General features: G+C 40.8%; 17 protein-coding genes. 13 read left to right on the forward strand and 4 right to left on the reverse strand.

The window, feature by feature from the left end:
• Window positions 1-32: 32 nt before the first annotated feature.
• From mfd to NDQ71_RS04450, 3 genes are read left to right on the forward strand one after another with little or no spacing between them, the layout of a single operon-like run.
• The gene (gene mfd / locus NDQ71_RS04440) at window positions 33-3,506 is read left to right on the forward strand and encodes a transcription-repair coupling factor (RefSeq protein WP_192541394.1); all 3,474 of its coding nucleotides are present in this window, start codon (window positions 33-35) and stop codon (window positions 3,504-3,506) included.
• A complete protein-coding gene (locus tag NDQ71_RS04445; RefSeq protein ID WP_192541393.1) occupies window positions 3,507-4,343 on the forward strand; it encodes a CsiV family protein in 837 nt (278 codons plus the stop codon).
• Window positions 4,344-4,362: 19 nt separating this feature from the next.
• Window positions 4,363-4,614 carry a DUF3862 domain-containing protein gene (locus NDQ71_RS04450; protein ID WP_192541392.1) on the forward strand — a complete coding sequence of 84 codons (252 nt, stop codon included), beginning with the start codon at window positions 4,363-4,365 and terminating at the stop codon, window positions 4,612-4,614.
• Between the two features lie 51 nt (window positions 4,615-4,665).
• Here NDQ71_RS04450 and NDQ71_RS04455 read toward each other — a convergent pair whose 3' ends face one another.
• The 4 genes from NDQ71_RS04455 to NDQ71_RS04470 form a co-directional block, all read right to left on the reverse strand.
• Window positions 4,666-5,214, reverse strand: coding sequence for an HPP family protein (locus NDQ71_RS04455; protein ID WP_192541391.1), 549 nt, complete (start codon window positions 5,212-5,214; stop codon window positions 4,666-4,668).
• Between the two features lie 69 nt (window positions 5,215-5,283).
• Window positions 5,284-6,639, reverse strand: a complete 1,356-nt coding sequence (locus NDQ71_RS04460; protein WP_192541390.1) for a hypothetical protein — start codon at window positions 6,637-6,639, stop codon at window positions 5,284-5,286.
• Window positions 6,640-6,750: 111 nt separating this feature from the next.
• Window positions 6,751-9,441: a TonB-dependent receptor gene (locus NDQ71_RS04465; protein WP_192541389.1), complete on the reverse strand. Its 2,691-nt coding sequence runs from the start codon at window positions 9,439-9,441 to the stop codon at window positions 6,751-6,753.
• Between the two features lie 690 nt (window positions 9,442-10,131).
• Complete coding sequence (locus NDQ71_RS04470; protein ID WP_192541388.1) at window positions 10,132-10,554, reverse strand: hypothetical protein; 423 nt, start codon at window positions 10,552-10,554, stop codon at window positions 10,132-10,134.
• Window positions 10,555-10,894: 340 nt separating this feature from the next.
• Between NDQ71_RS04470 and ccoN the strand changes: the two genes are divergently transcribed.
• From ccoN to uspE, 10 genes are all read left to right on the forward strand, one after another.
• Entirely contained in the window at window positions 10,895-12,328 is a 1,434-nt protein-coding gene (gene ccoN / locus NDQ71_RS04475; protein WP_192541387.1) for a cytochrome-c oxidase, cbb3-type subunit I, read from the forward strand.
• Between the two features lie 12 nt (window positions 12,329-12,340).
• Window positions 12,341-13,015 (forward strand): cytochrome-c oxidase, cbb3-type subunit II, encoded by a 675-nt coding sequence (ccoO, locus tag NDQ71_RS04480; protein WP_192541386.1) that lies wholly within the window; start codon window positions 12,341-12,343, stop codon window positions 13,013-13,015.
• Between the two features lie 6 nt (window positions 13,016-13,021).
• Window positions 13,022-13,207: a cbb3-type cytochrome c oxidase subunit 3 gene (locus tag NDQ71_RS04485; RefSeq protein WP_192541385.1), complete on the forward strand. Its 186-nt coding sequence runs from the start codon at window positions 13,022-13,024 to the stop codon at window positions 13,205-13,207.
• Window positions 13,204-14,169, forward strand: coding sequence for a cytochrome-c oxidase, cbb3-type subunit III (ccoP, locus tag NDQ71_RS04490; protein ID WP_301562325.1), 966 nt, complete (start codon window positions 13,204-13,206; stop codon window positions 14,167-14,169). Before NDQ71_RS04485 ends, ccoP begins: the two co-directional genes overlap by 4 nt.
• 148 nt (window positions 14,170-14,317) lie before the next feature.
• Window positions 14,318-14,809 carry a FixH family protein gene (locus tag NDQ71_RS04495; RefSeq protein WP_192541383.1) on the forward strand — a complete coding sequence of 164 codons (492 nt, stop codon included), beginning with the start codon at window positions 14,318-14,320 and terminating at the stop codon, window positions 14,807-14,809.
• Window positions 14,810-14,819: 10 nt separating this feature from the next.
• On the forward strand, window positions 14,820-17,195 hold the full coding sequence (locus tag NDQ71_RS04500; protein ID WP_192541382.1) for a heavy metal translocating P-type ATPase: 2,376 nt from the start codon (window positions 14,820-14,822) through the stop codon (window positions 17,193-17,195).
• Window positions 17,192-17,359, forward strand: a complete 168-nt coding sequence (gene ccoS / locus NDQ71_RS04505) for a cbb3-type cytochrome oxidase assembly protein CcoS (protein ID WP_145233504.1) — start codon at window positions 17,192-17,194, stop codon at window positions 17,357-17,359. The genes NDQ71_RS04500 and ccoS overlap by 4 nt, the downstream gene beginning before the upstream one ends.
• The gene (locus NDQ71_RS04510) at window positions 17,352-18,023 is read left to right on the forward strand and encodes a sulfite exporter TauE/SafE family protein (RefSeq protein WP_192541381.1); all 672 of its coding nucleotides are present in this window, start codon (window positions 17,352-17,354) and stop codon (window positions 18,021-18,023) included. Before ccoS ends, NDQ71_RS04510 begins: the two co-directional genes overlap by 8 nt.
• Before the next feature lie 41 nt (window positions 18,024-18,064).
• Window positions 18,065-18,799: an FNR family transcription factor gene (locus tag NDQ71_RS04515; protein WP_192541380.1), complete on the forward strand. Its 735-nt coding sequence runs from the start codon at window positions 18,065-18,067 to the stop codon at window positions 18,797-18,799.
• A gap of 104 nt (window positions 18,800-18,903) precedes the next feature.
• Window positions 18,904-19,830 carry a universal stress protein UspE gene (gene uspE, locus NDQ71_RS04520; RefSeq protein ID WP_192541379.1) on the forward strand — a complete coding sequence of 309 codons (927 nt, stop codon included), beginning with the start codon at window positions 18,904-18,906 and terminating at the stop codon, window positions 19,828-19,830.
• The last annotated feature ends 65 nt before the right edge of the window (window positions 19,831-19,895 follow it).

The raw sequence follows: 19,895 nt of genomic DNA on the forward strand, positions 1-19,895 counted from the left end.
GCCTCTGTTGAGGCGCATTAAAGGAGTAGTAAATGGCGTTTGCGCAATGGGCAGCCTTGCCTTGGGTAAAATCTCAAAAAGATAAAATTCAATGGGGGCAATTAACCGGCAGTGGCTTAAGTATTGCCATTGCTCAAGGGGTGAAACAACAAGCTGGCTTAGTGCTGATCGTTACTCCTGATACCCCGAGTGCGCTGCGCTTAGAAACCGAGTTAGAGTGCTTATTGCCAGATCATCCAGTGATGATTTTTCCTGACTGGGAAACACTGCCATACGATCACTTCTCACCACACCAAGATATTATTTCATCACGTTTAGCCACTTTAAATACGCTAAAAAAAGAACAACAAAGTGTATTGATTGTACCTGTATCAACCCTGATGTTACGCACCGCCCCGGCTTCGTTTATTTATGGCTCAACCATTAATTTTAAAGTTGGCGATATTCTTGATACTCATCAACTTCGTGATAACTTAGAGCAAGCGGGCTACTTACACGTACAACAAGTGATGGAGCATGGTGAGTACGCTATTCGCGGCTCAATTGTTGATTTATACCCTATGGGTAGCCCACACCCATTTAGGCTTGATTTCCTTGATGACGAGCTCGACACCATTCGTTTATTTGATGTTGAGAGTCAACGCTCAGATGAAAAAGTCGACAAAATTGAATTACTGCCTGCGCATGAGTTCCCTACCAACGAAGCGGATATTGAGCGCTTTAGGATCAACTACCGCGAAAAATTTGGCGCCAGCTCGTCGCAAGACTCCGTATATATGCAAGTAACCAAAGGCAATTGGCCGGCAGGTATCGAATATTACATGCCACTGTTTTTTGACCAGTTAGCCACTATCTTTGATTACCTACCAGAGCACGCTACAGTAATGCAATTAGGTGACTTAGAAGATGCCGCTGAGCATTTTTGGCATGATGTGAATGTTCGCTATGAGAACCGCCGCGTTGATCCACTGCGTCCATTGCTTGAACCGGTTGCACTGTACCAGCCTATAAATGAACTATTTTCTAATTTAGGCAATTTTGCCCGCATTCGCCTCTCGCAAGCAAAGCTGCCTACCAAAGCAGGCAATAAAAACTTAACCACCAGTGAATTACCTACTATTCGCATTGATCATAAACTGCATGAACCGTATCAAGCTTTTATAAATTATGTCGCAGCTCAAAAGAAACAAAAAGGCCGAATTTTATTATCGGTTGAATCCGATGGCCGCCGTGAATCACTGCTCGCCATACTTAAACCCAGTGGTCTAAAATTTAAAGAATACCCTACCTTTGACCAGTTTGTGCAAAGCAGCAGTGATGTTGGCTTAATTGTCAGCCCGCTGGAGCAAAGTGTGGTGCTTGGCAGTAAACCAGCGTTATCTATTATTACCGAACAAGAACTACTCGGCATTAAAGTATCGCAGCGACGTCGTCGCAAGCATAAATACGAAGCCAGCCAAGATGCGTTAATTCGTAACCTGGCTGAGCTAAAAGTTGGCCAACCGATTGTCCATCTTGATCATGGTGTTGGCCGTTACCAAGGCTTGCAAACAATTGATGCCGCAGGCCTGATCACCGAATTTGTCACTATCACCTACGCCAATGAGGCTAAATTGTACGTGCCTGTTTCTGCACTGCATATGTTGAGCCGCTACTCCGGAGGGGAAGAAGCCAGTGCCCCGCTACATAAACTAGGCTCTGACGCGTGGGAAAAAGCGAAAAAACGCGCCGCTGAGAAAGTCCGTGATGTGGCGGCTGAATTACTTGATATCTATGCGCAGCGTCAAGCAAAACCAGGAAATGCCTTTAAACTTGACGGAGCCGCTTATCGGGTATTTAGTGATGGTTTTCCATTTGAAGAAACCGACGACCAGCGCAACGCCATCGAAGCCGTACTCGGTGATATGCAAAGTAAACAAGCCATGGACCGACTGGTCTGTGGTGATGTTGGCTTTGGTAAAACAGAAGTGGCAATGCGCGCCGCCTTTGTTGCCGTTAACGATAACAAACAGGTCGCAGTATTAGTACCTACCACGTTACTTGCGCAACAACACTTTGAAAACTTTAAAGACCGCTTTGCCGATTTACCCATCGAAGTAGGTATGCTATCTCGCTTTAATTCACCCAAAGAGCAAAAAGACACACTTGAAAAAATGGCCAAAGGCACCTTAGATATTGTTATTGGTACACATAAGCTGATCCAAGCCGATATTATATTTAAAGATCTTGGCTTACTGATTGTTGACGAAGAGCATCGCTTTGGGGTTCGCCAAAAAGAAAAAATCAAATCCTTGCGTGCAGATGTCGATATATTAACCCTTACCGCAACACCTATCCCGCGTACTTTAAACATGGCGATGAGTGGCATGCGCGACTTATCCATCATCGCCACACCGCCTGCAAAGCGGTTAGCTGTGAAGACTTTTGTTCGCCAGCGTGATGCTGACTTGATCAGAGAAGCCGTTCTTCGTGAAATTAAACGCGGCGGCCAAGTTTACTTTTTACATAACAATGTTGAAACCATTGACCGAGTTGCTGAAGAAATTAGCGAATGGGTGCCAGAAGCAAGTGTTGCTTCTGCTCATGGGCAAATGCGCGAGCGCGATTTAGAACAATTGATGAGTGAATTTTATCATCAAAAATATAACGTACTCGTATGTACCACCATCATCGAAACGGGTATTGATATCCCAACGGCGAATACCATTATTATGGATAGAGCCGACAAACTCGGGTTAGCACAATTACACCAACTTCGCGGCCGTGTTGGCCGTAGCCACCACCAAGCCTATGCTTACTTATTAACGGGTAATCCAAAAGCACTCTCAAAAGATGCGGTTAAACGCCTTGAAGCGATTGAATCATTGGAAGATTTAGGCGCTGGTTTTGCACTAGCGACCCATGATCTAGAAATTCGTGGCGCTGGTGAATTATTGGGTGACGACCAATCAGGACAAATGCAAACCATCGGCTTTAGTTTATACATGGAAATGCTAGAGCAAGCGGTGAAATCCTTACGTGAAGGTAAAGAACCCACCCTTGAAAACTTACTCCATCAACAAAGTGAAGTCGATTTAAAACTCGCAGCATTATTACCCGATGACTATATTCACGATGTTAATGCGCGATTGGGAATTTACAAACGGGTTGCTAGCTGTGCTAATCTTGATGACATGGATGAATTACAAGTTGAACTCATTGATCGCTTTGGCTTATTACCTGATGCCACTAAAAACTTATTTAGTTTGCAGCAGCTGAAACTTAAAGCCAGCGAATTAGGCATCAAAAAAATTGAAGCAAATCCAAAGGGGGGCTATTTTGAGTTTAGCCAACATACTAAGGTTAACCCTAGCTTCATTATAGGTTTGATACAAAGTGCGCCTAAGGTGTACAAAATGGATGGTGCAAATAAGTTGCGCTTTGCGATCAATGAGGCCAATGCCCGTGAACGCTTAAAAATGGTCACTGCAATGATTGCAGATTTCGAAAAAAAGGTTAGCCATTAAATGTTGCTTAAAAAATCTCTGATCCTATTGTGCTGTGTATTTAGCAGTACAGCATTTGCCGAACGCTGGTTTGAAGTAGAAGTACTTATTTTCAAACAGCGCCCTGCTCCCTATTTACAAGAAGATTTTAGTTTAGAGCGAGAGCCTATCAAAGCAAAGCGAAGCCTCGATTTACTTACACCGCTTTATAGTGAGCAAGCCAAACAGGATTGTATTAATGGTGATAGTCGCTTTAATTCACAATCATTAACTGACTCAGTAATTGGTGCGTCTCGCTCTAATTTATGCGATGACAGTATTGATTACTTGCATAGTTACTCTGAATTGCCACTAAGTCCATTAGCGCCTGCTAAAGACGATATGCAGCAAACCTATTTACTTGCTCCCGAGCAGCTACAATTTAAATCACAGCAACAACAGTTAGTGCGTAAAGGTCTAACACCGCTATTACACACTGGCTGGCGTTTTGAAGGTGCGAGCCAATCACGCTCTGAGCACATTAAACTATTTGGCGGTAAATTATTACGCGCCCCCGTGGTTGCCACCCCATCGCAATACCCGAGTAATGACTTTATAAGTCTAGTTAGTCCTGAGCAAAACTTGGCTCCCGTGATTGAGCAAGAAGCCGATCAATGGGAGCTAGACGGTAGCTTTAATATTTACTTACGTCATTACTTATTTATTAACGCCAGTTTCGATGTTAATGAAAGACAAGTCACCGGTGAAATTCAACACGCTCGATTTTCACAATTCAAACGGGTTATAAGTGGTGATATTCATTATTTTGATCACCCTAAAATGGGCATGATTGTACAAATTAGAAAATTCAAACACTAAAATAAAGGAAGATAAGCAAATGAAAAAGCTTTTAATCATTGCGGCGGCACTTAGCCTTGCAGCCTGTTCAAAAGTAAGTTTAGAGAATTACGAAAAAATTGAAATTGGCATGGACAAAACCGACGTTGAAGCTATATTGGGCAGCGCTGATAGTTGTGTTGAAAAAACCTTACATACTAATTGCACCTGGGGTGACGAAACTAAAAACATCGAAATCACCTTAGTGTCCGGCAAAGTCTCTTTATACAGTAAAAATGGTTTAGAAAAATAGACTAATCCAGCTCAGTCAGTGATTAAATCACTGCCTGAGCTAGTCCCAATGCTACCACCAATAAACCGGATAATGACGCTTAGGGTTACGAGACAAATTATTAACTAACAACCCCACTAATAACATAATGCTTGCACCTAACAGTACAGGGCTAATTACATAATAATAACCAAGTTGTTGGATACTGTCGCCACCTATCACTGCAATCAATGCTGTAGCACCACCAGGCGGGTGCAAGGTACGAGTTAAATGCATGACTGCTATTGATACTGAAACCGCAAGCGCACAAGCTAACATTAAGTCTGCACTTAAAAATTTCGCAACTGTAACCCCCACTATGGCACTAAAAACATGACCTCCAATAAGGTTACGAGGCTGAGAGAATTCAGCTAATGGTGCACCATAGATAAGCACCGCTGTGGCACCAAATGAGCCAATTAAAAATAAATTAGTTAACGGATCAAACTGAATACTTTTGCTAATCATAGCAACCAAGTAAATGCCTAAGAAAGAACCAAGTAAAGACCATAGAATTTTTCTCATCGGTTTACGTGGTGGGCATTGACTAGTTGCGGTCATTCTAGAGATAAGTAGACGCATTACGCTCCCATTAAAGCAGGATAAAGAGGGAGATAATACCTGAAGGGCCCTGAAAATCGACCACAATATTTATTCCATTTCGCTATAAATAAGTTCTATATTAACTATTTTACTTCTATTTAAAGTGATCTTATAACGCTGGTATTTTATTTCCTCATCATTTTGATAAGTTAGCACCATATTTATTTGATATCGTCGCTCTACACTCTGTTTAGATATTTTATTATTATCAATATGATATAGCTTACCTTCGCCTTTTTTTAAGTTCCGCGCAAATGCCGCTAAACTAAACTGTAAGTTCTGCTGAAGGCTGTCGTAACCGGGTAGAAACTCTTTAGCACTGACCCGTATTTCACTGGCAAAGTGTAACCACTGCGCGGCTTGCTTGTTCTGCTGACGTCGTTTAGAAAATATTTTTCGCACATCTTCTGGAATATGCTTAAAGCGAGTATATTCAAGCCATATATATTGTGTCGCTATTTTGTCTTTGGTAACACTATTGCGAAATTGAAAACGCCATTTTGGCCGCCCTTTTACAATCGCGCGCCAAATGACTCGGGTGATATCTTCTTTGAAGATTTCTCGCATGCCATATATAGCACCTAAAATAATCACCAAGGTCGCTGTCACTTCTGTAAAAGTGATACGCGCATTTAATACCACCACCATCACAAATGCCATAATAATTGCAGTTACAGTGCCTTTAACTAGGCGTTTTAAATAACTATTAAGATGACGAGTGGTACGATTGAGCACTACCCCATGCTCAATCAAACGTTGTAATAAACTCATTTTATTAGTGAGCCGATTGGCATCTATCAGCGTCGATTCTGAGTTATATTGCTGCTCATTACGATAGTTTTGCTCTGATCTGCAAAAGTTCATCAGATCAGTGCGCTCTTTGGCATAATCACTACTGCGCGGCCCTTCATCAAGCAACTTTAAAAATGATTGCTCGATATGCCAACTTAAATAGTTGTCAGCATTGGTGTAAAACGAAATCAGCTTTTCATCATCAGGAGTATAACGTCTTAATTTTTTTAATAAGCTAATACTCTGCTCGCACAACTCTGTGGCGCGTTGATAAAATTCAGCGTGATCTTCAATTTTTTGCGTGTCTTTAATATCGGTATCAATCGCTAAGCGAACTTGGTAACAATAGAGATTGAGATTTTGTCGGTAATCTTGCTGCTCGCCTTTGTTTTTACTTACAAAGCGACTGCGCACTAACGGTAAGTGAATATTATTGGCGTTATAGGCTAAATGCGATTTAAAGTGATGATTAAAATATGCTTCTTCGGTTAACGTTTGCGGGTTAATACCCATTTCATTCGGGATGGAAAAATACAGGTCAATACGCTGCTCAGAGCGTGGGCTCAGTTCTGGTTCAATAATAAAGGATAGATTTTCATCCTGTTTTAACAATCAACTCTCCTAAAAAATATAGATACTTTTAGTTTACTGTGACACCTGTATTTGTTCAATAAAAAAGGCCTAGTAAACTAGGCCTTAGATAGAATCAATGTTATTTACTGATTAAAGTTTAACATTCACACCAGCAAAGAAACGACGACCTAATACATCATATGTGAACGGATCAGTATTTGAATCGTAGTTACCTGAGTAATAAGGTGGTTGTTTATCAAATAAGTTATTTACACCAGCTGAAACACTCACGATATCATTTATCATATATGAGCCACTTATATCATGGTATACAATAGATGGAGTCGTTGGTGCAATACATTCACCTGGTTCATTACGACATGTAAAGCTATCCATTCCGGCAATATAACGGGCTTCATACGTTGCATCCCAGCTATCACTGCTTGCTGTAAGGTGGAAATTTGACTTAAGATCTGCATAACCACCGCTACCATTTGTAACGTAGCCTTGGTAATCTATCACTGCACCAGTGTCTACTACATACTCGTCTAAATATGTTGTATCTAAGCCTGCTTTCCAAGCTACACCCAATGCATCAAATGAATACGCTAAGTTTAAATCAATACCTGATGTTTTTTCAGAACCGATATTACGTAACTGGTTATTAAATACTATACGGCCATCTGGGCGTATAAACGCACCGGTATTTTCACACAGTGTAGTACCTGTGCCGCTAGGATTAATACATTGATCAACAACGAATTGACTAGTGTAAGTACTGATCGCATTTTCAATTTCAATATCGTAGTAATCTACTGTCATTGAAAAGCCGCTAATCCACTCAGGCTCATACACGATACCGAATGTTAATGTATCAGCTTCTTCTGGAGTTAGAGCTGTATTACCACCAACAGTAACTTCAGCTTGATCGTCTGCGCCAGGGTAAGTTACACCATCATAAGATATTGCTTTACCTGAATACAACTCATCAACAGTAGGGGCACGGAAAGCCGTTGAACGCACAGCACGCATCATTAGCTCGTCTGTTGCTCTCCAAGTTAAACCTAACTTCCAAGTATTATCTGAACCAAATGTGCTGTAATCAAAAGCACGAATTGCCGCACTTAATTCAACACTTTGCGCTAGAGGTGCATCTGCTAATAATGGAATTGCAAATTCCACATAAGCTTCATCAACATCAAAGCCGCCACTTGTTGGATCGATACGAGGATCATTACCTAGACCTTGCGCAGCAATTGAGTCAGGATCTTGCCATGCTTTTTCTTGACGATGCTCTACGCCAGCAGCAAATGCAGCATAACCTGCAGGTAGTTCAAACATCTCACCAGAAAGCGAACCTGCGACGATAAATAACTGGCTACCACCTGATTCTTGTTCTTTGTAAATATAAGGATTTACATTTGCTTGAGCCCAATCAGCTTCATTTAAAGGATTAAATGTGCCAGCATCTACGGCCGCTTTTAACGCCGAAACATTGTGAAGATTGCTGGTTTTACTTACTGAATCGTTACGGCCAAAGTTTGCAGAAAGATCCCAAGAGTAATCATTAATTACACCTTCAGCACCAACAACTATGCGCACGGTATCTACAGTTTGAGTGTAGTTACGAGTACCACTTTCGCTCATACGACGACGGTAGCTTATTGGGTCACCTGCAGCGTAGTTGGTTGGCGTTGTAACATAATCACCATTTGCATCTTCTACAAACGCATTATTAACAACTTGACGTTTATCATACGTTTGGCCTAATAGGCTATTGCCCATAGTGCTTGGATCATAGTTAAATGCAAAGTTAATTGGTTGTGGAGCTAGCTGCTGCTCTGACCAACGTTTAGTATAAGTGAATTCACTGAAGAAACTTGTATCGTCAGAAAGTTCATACGTACCAAGACCCGTAATATTTAAACGATTCATTGGTGTATATAAATAGCTACTTTTTGAGTAGTTGTATGCATCAGCTGCTGTTGTGTAGCGGTGTAAAGTACCGCCTAGTCCACTTAAACCACTGTCGTTAGCAACACCCGTTTTCTCTAATTCACCATCTTTATTTAAGATATCAGCCGTAACATTACTTTGAATGTGTCCACCTTCGCTAAATGAAGAACCACCACAATATAGGCCATTTGCGCCTTCTAGTAGTGGGCAGCTTGAGAAGTCACGGTCACTTTGGCTTGCTTGGCCACGATTAGTGTACTGAGCACCAAAAACAATGTTACCTTTATCAAAAGAAGTACCAACTGTAAAATCAATTGAATTTTCAGTTGCATCATGCTTTGAAGTCATTGCAGTGTTTACATTTAAATCTAAACCTTCAAAGTCATTTTTAAGGATGATGTTTACAACACCTGCCACAGCATCAGTACCGTAAACAGCAGAAGCACCATCTTTAAGTACTTCAATTTGCTTGATCATTGATACTGGAATAGTGTTTAAATCAACGGTAGACGCTGCACCAGTACCTGAGTTGATCATACGGCGACCATTAACAAGCACTAAAGTACGTTGAGAACCTAAACCACGAAGGTTAATCGATGCGTTACCGCCAGATCCATTATTAACACCCGGGTTTGTCATTGCGCCGCCTGTAGCGGTCATCTTTTGTAATACACTATCGATGCTTGTTGCACCCATTGCTTTAATATCATCGGCGCCAATTAATGTTACTGGGCTAGCGGTTTCCATATCTGAACGCTTAATGCGAGAACCCGTTACTTGAATTTTTTCGATAGTTTGCGCAGCATTTTCTGCTGCAGCTACTTGCATCGTTGAAAACATAGGAATAGCTGTGACAACAGCTAAGCCAATCATAGATTTTTTCATGTGAAACCCTACTTGTTGGAAAAATACCTTGCTCAGGTAGTGCTCGTTATTATTAGAATCACGAGTCAACGGAGGGCAACTTAGGTAGGTTTAACTGAATGAAAACTGAATGAAAGATCAATAATTAACATAGCAATAATCACAAAACACCAAATAGGTACAAAGGTTAATGAATGTTTCATTGTTAACGACTTAATACCTTTAAAATTCATATGCATAACTTGAATTTAGAACATTAAAAACACGTATGAAATCAAACCGACTGAGTTTGTAATTTTATGTAACTGATGCAAACAAATACCTAAATTAGAAAATTTTACAACTTAATCACATCATTTTAGTATAACTGCAAAACTGAGTAATAAATGCTAACCATAGTTATGCAATAATTTTGCGTATTTAAGCTAATTACCCCCTTATCTATAGGTGTATATATATATTTAGTGCTGTTCATTGCAGCTTAAGATATAAATGAGGTTGCTTTATGCAGTAGGAAAATTAACTGTAAATTATAAGGAGATGTACTTTCACAAGCATAGGATAGTGCGAATTAACGTTCAATTTGATTTAACTGTCATAAAATAGTCATTGAAAAATGGCTATAACGTGCAAGGTATAGTTGATTGTGAGCGGATGTGGGAGGTATTGGGAAGTATAAAGCTATGATCAATAAAAATCTTAAAGTAGCTATTAATAAGTCACATCAAAGTAATACAACACATGCTCAGCGTGTCCCTGCTGATTGTTAAGCTCTAGGACTAATTTCCAGGTCATGTTTCGCTCTGAGCAAATGCCGACCATAGTGTGTGCAACAAGCAAACCATCACGAGCTTCGAACAAAACGGGAATAAAGCCCATATACATAGTAACACCTTCAAGCTTTGCGCTTTGCACTGTATAACCACTCGGTAAAGACAAATAAATTTCAAAAGGCGTTTCTGGGGTTATTTTTTGCTCAGCCAACCAAATTTTTACTTGGTTATTATATTGGCATAATTGATTCGGTTGGCAACTTGCAGCTTGAGCCTGCTCTTCTATACTTATCGTTTGTGAATCACATGCAATTAAAAGCTTTAATGCGCTTAAAAACACGATTAAAAATTTAATTGGCATAGCGTTCCTTGGATAAAATAAAGTCGGATACTAATCAGCGAACTGTTAAAATACAACCGCTGAGCAGAATTATTACGCAAAAGTACAAAAAGTGTCTCAAAAATAGTCAACTCAATGAGAAAAATTGATTGATGTCATAATTTTATGCAATTGACCTATCTTTTTTAGGCCAAAAATTTTATCATTTCCCCGCAAAAATAAGGGTTTCTCGAGTTTGTTTTCTGAAGCAGTCAAGGCATTGAGGGTTTTTGATAACATACTTGTGAAAAAATAGTAGGCCCCACTTTAACAAAGTGGGTAATTCATTTCTAAACGCATATATTGCAGCGGAAGCCAGAAAATGAGCCAAACAGTAGCATCACAAACTGAGTACAACTATAAGGTTGTACGCCAATTCGCTATTATGACAGTGATTTGGGGCATCGTTGGCATGAGTATTGGGGTTCTGATTGCTGCCCAATTAGCTTGGCCAGCACTTAACTTTGATACACCATGGTTAACATACTCTCGACTTCGTCCGTTACACACGAACGCAGTTATTTTCGCATTTGGTACCAGTGCACTTTTTGCGACGTCGTATTACGTCGTACAACGTACCTGTCAAACGCGCCTTCTTTCCGACAAATTAGCCGCCTTTACATTTTGGGGCTGGCAGTTAGTTATCGTACTTGCGGTTATCACTCTACCTTTAGGTATAACAAGTTCAAAAGAATATGCTGAGCTTGAGTGGCCAATCGATATTCTAATCGCTATTGTCTGGGTTACCTATGCAGTTGTATTTATGGGCACTATTGCTAAACGTAAAGTGTCTCATATTTATGTTGCTAACTGGTTCTATGCTGGCTTTATTATTACTGTTGCAGTACTTCATATTGTTAACAGCATGGCAGTACCAGTATCACTGACTAAATCATATTCAATCTACGCCGGTGCTGTAGATGCAATGGTTCAGTGGTGGTATGGTCATAATGCTGTTGGCTTCTTATTAACGGCTGGTTTCTTAGGTATGATGTATTACTTTGTACCAAAACAAGCAGGTCGCCCTGTTTACTCTTACCGTTTATCAGTTGTTCACTTTTGGGCGCTTATCTCGCTTTATATCTGGGCTGGTCCTCACCACTTGCACTACACGGCACTGCCAGATTGGACACAAAGCTTAGGCATGGTTATGTCTATTATCCTATTCGTTCCATCTTGGGGTGGCATGATCAACGGTATCATGACGTTATCAGGTGCATGGCACAAACTACGTACTGATCCAGTGCTGCGTTTCTTAGTTGTTTCATTATCTTTCTATGGTATGTCTACCTTTGAGGGACCGATGATGGCAATTAAATCTGTAAACGCATTGTCTCACTACACTGATTGGACCGTTGGTCACGTTCACTCAGGTGCGCTTGGTTGGGTTGCGATGATTTCAATTGGTGCAATTTACCACCTTATCCCTGCATTATTCTCGCAAGGTCGTATGTACAACGTAAAACTCGTTAATACACACTTCTGGTTACATACCGTAGGTGTTGTACTTTACATAGTTGCAATGTGGATCTCAGGTGTTATGCAAGGTCTAATGTGGCGCGCGGTTAACGCTGACGGTACATTAATGTATAGCTTCGTACAGTCGCTACAAGCATCACATCCGTTTTATGTAATGCGCTTCTTAGGTGGTGTGTTCATCGTCGTTGGTATGCTAGTTATGGCTTATAACGTTTACCGTACAATTGCAGCGAAGAATGATTCGCTAAAATTAGACGCGCAAGCACAATTAGCATAACGGAGTGAGATAATGAGCAATAAAAATTCACAAAACAAACATGAAATAGTCGAAAAGAATATCGGCCTTATGGCTATTTTGACTGTTTTTGCTATCAGCTTTGGTGCATTGGTTGAGATCACTCCGTTAATGTTCCAAGACGATACAACAAAGCCTGTAGATGGTTTACGCCCACTAAACGCGCTTGAAATGGAAGGTCGTGATATCTATGTACGTGAAGGCTGTTCTAACTGCCATTCACAGATGATCCGCCCTTTTCGTGATGAAGTTGAACGTTACGGTCATTACTCGGTCGCCGGTGAGTCAGTATGGGATCACCCTTTCTTATGGGGTTCTAAGCGTACTGGTCCTGATCTTGCCCGTGTTGGTAAACGATACTCGGACGACTGGCATTACGCTCACTTAGTTGACCCACGCGCTGTGGTTCCTGAGTCAAACATGCCAGGCTTTCCTTGGTTAGCAGAGAATCGCGTTGATACTAGCCTTACTCTGAAAAAGCTTAAAATTTTCCGTGATACATTTGCTATTAATCCAGAAAACCCAGCACACCCAGGTTTAGGATATGGTAGCGATGAAGAACTAATCGCTGACGTTGCTAAAGTTGATGCAATGAATGAGGGTAAAGGTGCAACAGAAATGCAAGCCCTTATCGCTTATTTGCAACAACTTGGCACACACTTGAAGTAATTAATTATGGATTACGGAACATACAGAGGCATTTTAACTCTGGTAATTTTAGTACTATTTATTGTCATTGTTGTGTGGGCGTACAGCAAACGTAGTAAAACACGTTTTAAAGATGCTGCTAATGCCATTTTTGAAGATGAAAAAACACATAGCGATACAATCTCTAACGAGGAAAAGGGGTCTGAGAAATGACTAGCTTTTGGAGTATATGGGTTATCGTATTAACCCTATCGTGTCTTTTCATTTTGTTTGGTTTACTCGTGTGGAATTTAAAAAACTACGCTGGTGTACCTGAAGGTGAAAGCTGCGGACATGAATATGATGGAATTGAAGAGCTAAATAATCCACTACCAAAGTGGTGGACTTACATGTTCTTTGCAACATTCGCATGGTCAGTTTATTACTTAGCCGCATTCCCAGGTTTAGGTAACTGGGAAGGTTTAGGTAAATGGACCAGTTCTAATCAAGGTATTACTTCTTTAGCAGAATCTAAACAAGCTGTTGAAGACGCGCAAGCCGATGGCCGCTTTGTTAAGCTCGATGCGGAATACCGTGCAGCAGATGAACGTTTTGGCCCTATTTTTGATGCTTTTGCACAGCAAGATGTTGAAACGCTTGCTAAAGATGAAAAAGCGCTTGAAATTGGTCAACGTTTGTTCGCACAAAACTGTTCGCAATGTCATGGCTCAGATGCACGTGGTGGTCAAGGCTTTCCTAACCTAACTGATAAAGATTGGTTATACGGCGGTACGCCTGACAAGATCAAAGAAACCTTATTACACGGTCGTATTGCAGCAATGCCACCTTGGGGTGCTGCATTAGGTGAGCAAGGCGTTAAAGAAATGACCGCTCATGTACTAAGCTTGTCTGGCCGTACAGTCAACCAAAAAGACGCAAGCGCCGGTGCAGCTAAGTTTGCCATGTGTGCCGCGTGTCATGGTGCAGATGGTAAAGGGTCAGTTGCTCATAACCTACCGTTTGGTGCTCCTGACTTAACGGATAACATCTGGCTCTATGGTGGCTCACAACGCGCTGTTGAAGAAACTATCATTAATGGCCGTGCCGGTGTAATGCCAGCATGGAAAGACATTTTAGGTGAAGAAAAAATCCACCTATTAACGGCTTATGTATATAGTTTATCGCAAGATAATTAATTAAAACGTTAATGAAATGTTTATAAATTAATCTTTTAATTTAATAGATTAATTAAGATCAAAAAAGCCTCCATCTGGAGGCTTTTTTTTAGTCTTTTCAATTTAAATCCTATAAAATGCGCTTATCGTAAACAAATTAAGTGTATTTATGACTGCTACTCCTTGGTATAAAAATTTCTGGCCTTGGTTCTTAATCTTTTTTCCGCTAGTTGCCATTATTGGTTGTATTTCTTTATTTATCACAGCAATCGGCAATGGCCCTGATATGGTTGTTGATGATTACTATAAAAAAGGTAAAGCGATTAACTTAGAATTAAGTAAGTTCGATAAAGCTAAAGCGTTATATTTACACGGTGAATTGCATGTTGATAGCGACAAAGTAAGCTTTAAATTCAATAAAGGTGATACCAGTAATATTCACTCGCTAAAGCTGTCTTTTTATCATCGCACAATTCAGGATCATGATTTTAGTACCCATTTAACACCTAATGCGAATGGTGAATTTACTGCGATTATCAAACCATTTATTAATGGCACTTATACTGTATTTATTGAGCCAACCGACGGTAGTTGGAAGCTCAAAGAGAACATCACTTTGCCAAGTGGGCAAAGTATTGCCATAAGCCCTGAATATAAGTAGCCGCCCTATCATGTCAAAGCATTGCTTTCATTGCCTTGAAAGTGTACCTAGCGGCTTTACCGCTAGCGTAGTGATCGACGGAAGCGCACAGCCAATGTGCTGTATTGGCTGTGAAACTGTCGCTGAAACAATTGTCGCCCAAGGCATGACCGATTATTATAAATTCAGAACTGTAACCGCTGGTAAAGTTGAGCAGCTTGTCCCTGCGCAGCTTGAGCTTATCAAAAGTTACGATAATGAAGATATTCAAGATGAGTTTATCGCCACAAACGCTGATGTAAGTGAAGTGCTCCTTACTGTTGAGGGCATCACCTGCGCTGCGTGCGCATGGCTCATTGAAAAACAACTGCTGAATATGCCAGCAGTAAAACGCGTAGATGTAAACACATCAACCAACCGTGCAATGATCCAGTGGCATAAAGCGCTCTTGCCACTGAGCGACATAATCAAATCATTACATGAAATTGGTTACAAGGCATACCCGTTTCAAGCCGATCTTGAAGCAAGCCAAAAACAATTGGTTGCCAAAGCCTACATACGCAGACTAGGTGTAGCTGGTTTAATGACCATGCAAGTGATGATGTTCGCATTTGCCATGTATTTTGGTATGTTCTCTGGTATGGAAGATAACTTTGAACAGTATTTTCGCTGGATCAGTCTAATACTTGCCTCACCGGTTATTCTTTACAGCGCGATGCCCTTTTTAACCAACGCAATTAATGGTTTAAAAGCAAAACAACTTAATATGGATTTACCCGTTTCATTGGCTATTTTTGGCGCATATGCCGCCAGTAGCTATGCAACCGTTATGGCCGTTGGCGAGGTCTATTTCGAATCGATTTGTATGTTTACTTTTTTACTATTACTAGGTAAATATTTAGAGTTTCGTGCCCGCCTTAAAGCCAGCGAATTTACTGCTAACTTGCAAAAACTTCTCCCACTTACAGCTCGTAAATTAGATGCTGACGGCCAAGAACGTATTATTGCAGCTAAAAAGCTGCAACTTGATGATCGAGTCTTAATTAAAGCTGGTGAAACCATTCCTGCAGATGGCATTATCTGTGCGGGCAGTACCACGGTTGACGAGTCAATGATGACTGGTGAACATTTGCCTGTAAATAAATACATTGACCATCAAGTTTTTGCAGGAACGGTCAATCATGATGGCGTGATTGAAATTCACATCAACAAAATTGGCCAAAACACACTTTTAAATCAGATAATAAAACTACAGCACAACGCACTTGCCACTCGTCCAAAGTTAGTAGAAATTACTGATAAAGTTGCACAATGGTTTGTAGCTTGTTTACTAATATTTGCTTCTATCACTGCTATAGGCTGGTACCAGGTCGACCCTGAACATGCATTTTGGATCACCATTGCAGTGCTTGTAGCAACCTGCCCTTGTGCACTAAGTTTAGCTATTCCAACCGCACTTACCTGCGCTGTGGCAACCTTGACTCGTAAAGGAATACTCATTAAGCAATCACATGTCCTCGAAACTCTGCCGCAATTAACCCGCGTTGCATTTGATAAAACCGGCACGTTAACGCAAGGACGGTTTACACTCGATGCCGTTGATTTATTATCAGGCTCTCTATCTAAAAAGCAAATTTTAGCTTTAGCAGCTCAGCTCGAAAGCTACTCTGAGCACCCTATCGCCACAGCCTTTACTGAGTTTACCTCGGGACAACGTCATTTAACCAACATTAAAATTCATCCGGGTCTTGGCATCACCGGTGAAGATGACACTCATCATTATGCAATAGGTAAAAGCGGCTGGTTTAACAGTAAAAAAGGGAATGCCCAAGCCACTTTTTATATTGATCAACAACCAGTTGCTAACTTTTATTTTGTAGATGAAGTAAAAAGCAATGCAGCACAATTAATCACCTCTTTACAACAGCAAGGCTTAAGCTGTCATATGCTAACGGGGGATGCCTCTACTGCTGGCCAACAAATTGCTAAAAAGCTCAAACTTGATAGTTATAAAGTCGGCTGCTTGCCTGAAGATAAACAAAGTGAAGTACAACGCTGGTCCAGCCAAGGTGAGATTGTTGCAATGGTCGGCGATGGTGTGAACGACAGCCCTGTTTTTAACAGTGCACATTTATCTATTGCAATGGAAACTGGTGCCGATATTTCCAAAAATACCGCCGATGTGGTATTACTCAATAGTGATTTAGCCGCTATCGAGCATTTATTAACGGTATCGAAAAAAACACGCCGAATAATAAAACAAAATTTAGCACTGTCATTACTCTATAATGGCTCAATCTTACCGCTTGCGGCACTAGGTCTTGTGGCGCCTTGGATGGCGGTCATTGGGATGTCGGCAAGTTCCATTATTGTGATCAGTAACTCACTGAGGTTATTAAAGTTATGAGTATCATTTATATCCTAGTCCCCATTGCTATTTTATTTGTATTGATTGCAATTGGGGTGTTCTTTTGGGCTGTTCGCGGTGAGCAGTTTTCTGATTTGAACAAGCAAGGTCACAGTATTTTGTTTGAAGACGATAAAGAGCAGCACAAAAAAAGCAATGATTGATCCGTTATTCGTCAGCGCATTCATTATGGGGTTGATTGGCAGTGGTCACTGTATCGCGATGTGTGGCGGTATTGCCAGCTCCTTACAATTAGCCACTGATAAAACCCGTCCCTTACAGTACTCTATTGCGTATAACGTCGGACGCGCTGGTAGTTATATGTTAGCGGGAGCACTGGTTGCTGGGATCAGCAGCCATTTTGCCACACAAAGTCATTGGGTCGCGTTAACGTTAGCATTATTAAGTGGCCTATTTATGATCTTAGTTGGCTTGTACATCATGCGTTTAGGCGTAAGCTTACAATGGCTTGAGTCGCTAGGAAAAACCTTAGTGTGGCAGCACTTAGTGAAGCTAAACCGCTTTATAATGCCAATCAACTCAGTACCTAAAGCAATTGCTTATGGCGCATTATGGGGCTGGTTGCCATGTGGTTTAGTCTATTCAGCGCTAACGTGGGCTATGACTAGTAAAACAGCCTCTGATGGCGCTTTGGTCATGTTATTTTTTGCTCTTGGTACATTTCCGGCCATGTTTAGTATAGGCATGGGCGCACAAATATTACATAAAGTATTAAACCACCCATGGGCGCGCATAGCATTGGGCAGTATGCTTATTTGGTATGGGGTTTACTTACTTATTATTGCAACTGATCGGCTGCTGCATTAATCTTAGCAGATTAATGTGACATCATTTTATGGACTGAACTAATGGATTTATCACACAACACAGCTAAAAACAATTGCACTATCAGCTGCAACGACTGCAGTATTAGCCAATTATGTTTGCCCTTCACCCTCAATGGTCAAGAAATGGATAAACTCGATGAAATCATCGAGCGTAAAAAGCCATTACATAAAGGTGATTTCCTGTTTGAGTCGGGTGCGCCATTAAACGCTATTTTTGCAGTTCGTTCTGGTTCATTTAAATCATACACTCTCTCTGAACAAGGTGACGAGCAAATCACTGGCTTTCACTTAGCAGGTGATTTAATTGGTTTTGATGCAATAAATAAGATGACTCATCAAAGCTTTTCTCAAGCACTTGAAACATCAATGGTGTGTGAAATCCCATTTGACACATTAGATGAATTGTCTGGCAAATTACCCAAGCTACGCCAACAAATTATGCGTTTGATGAGCAGTGAAATTAACAATGATCAAGAAATGTTACTGTCACTGAATAAGAAATCCGCTGAAGAACGTTTAGCCAGTTTTATTTTTAATTTATCTAATCGCTTTGGTGAGCGTGGCTTTTCCCGTAAAGAATTTCGCTTTACCATGACGCGTGGTGAAATTGGTAATTACCTTGGCTTAACAGTTGAAACAATTAGTCGTTTATTAAGTCGCTTTCAAAAAGCGAATTTAATAAAAGTCGAAGGTAAATTTATTACTATTTTAGATAGTGACGGTTTATCTGCCGCCGCGGCCATTCACCCAAAATAACTTGATCTAGCGCAACATCTGCTTTGCTGTTACTTTAACTACTGATGAAATACGTTACACTGTAAGTATTATCTAGACATAGAATGTAGTTAAAGGAGCAGCTTATGAACAGTATCAAACAGATCCTCGCTATTATCGATCCAACTGCTGACTCGCAGCATGGTTTATCCCGCTCTATTGAACTTGCTAAAAAATCCGGTGCCAGTATCACCGCTTTCATGAGCATTTATGATTTTTCCTATGAAATGACCACAATGCTCTCTGGTGATGAGCGTGAAGCAATGCGTAACGCCGTCGTGAAAGACCGTCAATTATGGCTTGATGACATTTTGGCACTATACCCAGAGATCAAAATTCAAAGTCAAGTAGTGTGGCACAATCGTGCCTACGAGGCGATCATCGATACCGTCATCAACAATCAGTTTGATTTAGTCGTCAAAGGCACCCACCAGCACGACACTCTGAAATCAGTCATTTTTACGCCAACAGACTGGCACTTAATTCGCAAATGTCCAGCGCCTGTCTTGTTAGTCAAAGATCAAGCATGGCCTGCACAAGGAAATATATTAGCGGCTGTTAATGCCGTTAGTGAGAACCAACAACACCTTGATTTAAATCATCGTATTATTAAAGACGCGCAGTTTTTATGTGAACTTGCCAACGCCAGTTTAAGTCTGGTCAACGCCTACCCTGCAACACCGGTAAATATTGCAATTGAAATTCCAGAGTTTAATCCGAGTGTTTACAATGAATCGGTTAAAAAACACCATATTGAATCAACCCAAGAGTTAGCCGCGAAACATAAAATTAGTCAGCAAAACTGTGTTATTGAAGAGGGGCTACCGGAGGATGTGATACCGGATGTCGCTAAACGCCTTAACAGTGAACTTGTTGTCATTGGTACCGTTGGCCGTACCGGCTTAAGCGCTGCATTAGTGGGGAACACTGCTGAGCATGTTATCGACAGTTTAGACTGCGATGTATTAGCACTAAAACCCGATGGCTACGTCAGTCCACTTGCGAAAAACTAAATAAGCTTTGTTGATTAGATTTTTCAGCATATAATACGCCCCTTTATTTTACGCATAGTATTCAA

It is taken from the genome of Pseudoalteromonas sp. KG3, assembly GCF_030436385.1.
GTDB lineage: Bacteria > Pseudomonadota > Gammaproteobacteria > Enterobacterales > Alteromonadaceae > Pseudoalteromonas > Pseudoalteromonas prydzensis.

What these genes read in the sequence shown, in the direction of transcription:
- ccoP (WP_301562325.1), top strand. Translation starts at nt 13,204, where the DNA reads ATGACTAGCTTTTGGAGTATATGGGTTATCGTATTAACCCTATCGTGT.
- ccoS (WP_145233504.1), top strand. Translation starts at nt 17,192, where the DNA reads ATGAGTATCATTTATATCCTAGTCCCCATTGCTATTTTATTTGTATTG.
- NDQ71_RS04470 (WP_192541388.1), bottom strand. Translation starts at nt 10,554, where the DNA reads ATGCCAATTAAATTTTTAATCGTGTTTTTAAGCGCATTAAAGCTTTTA.
- NDQ71_RS04485 (WP_192541385.1), top strand. Translation starts at nt 13,022, where the DNA reads ATGGATTACGGAACATACAGAGGCATTTTAACTCTGGTAATTTTAGTA.
- NDQ71_RS04500 (WP_192541382.1), top strand. Translation starts at nt 14,820, where the DNA reads ATGTCAAAGCATTGCTTTCATTGCCTTGAAAGTGTACCTAGCGGCTTT.
- NDQ71_RS04455 (WP_192541391.1), bottom strand. Translation starts at nt 5,214, where the DNA reads ATGCGTCTACTTATCTCTAGAATGACCGCAACTAGTCAATGCCCACCA.
- NDQ71_RS04515 (WP_192541380.1), top strand. Translation starts at nt 18,065, where the DNA reads ATGGATTTATCACACAACACAGCTAAAAACAATTGCACTATCAGCTGC.
- ccoO (WP_192541386.1), top strand. Translation starts at nt 12,341, where the DNA reads ATGAGCAATAAAAATTCACAAAACAAACATGAAATAGTCGAAAAGAAT.
- NDQ71_RS04495 (WP_192541383.1), top strand. Translation starts at nt 14,318, where the DNA reads ATGACTGCTACTCCTTGGTATAAAAATTTCTGGCCTTGGTTCTTAATC.
- ccoN (WP_192541387.1), top strand. Translation starts at nt 10,895, where the DNA reads ATGAGCCAAACAGTAGCATCACAAACTGAGTACAACTATAAGGTTGTA.
- NDQ71_RS04465 (WP_192541389.1), bottom strand. Translation starts at nt 9,441, where the DNA reads ATGAAAAAATCTATGATTGGCTTAGCTGTTGTCACAGCTATTCCTATG.
- NDQ71_RS04510 (WP_192541381.1), top strand. Translation starts at nt 17,352, where the DNA reads ATGATTGATCCGTTATTCGTCAGCGCATTCATTATGGGGTTGATTGGC.
- NDQ71_RS04450 (WP_192541392.1), top strand. Translation starts at nt 4,363, where the DNA reads ATGAAAAAGCTTTTAATCATTGCGGCGGCACTTAGCCTTGCAGCCTGT.
- NDQ71_RS04445 (WP_192541393.1), top strand. Translation starts at nt 3,507, where the DNA reads ATGTTGCTTAAAAAATCTCTGATCCTATTGTGCTGTGTATTTAGCAGT.
- uspE (WP_192541379.1), top strand. Translation starts at nt 18,904, where the DNA reads ATGAACAGTATCAAACAGATCCTCGCTATTATCGATCCAACTGCTGAC.
- mfd (WP_192541394.1), top strand. Translation starts at nt 33, where the DNA reads ATGGCGTTTGCGCAATGGGCAGCCTTGCCTTGGGTAAAATCTCAAAAA.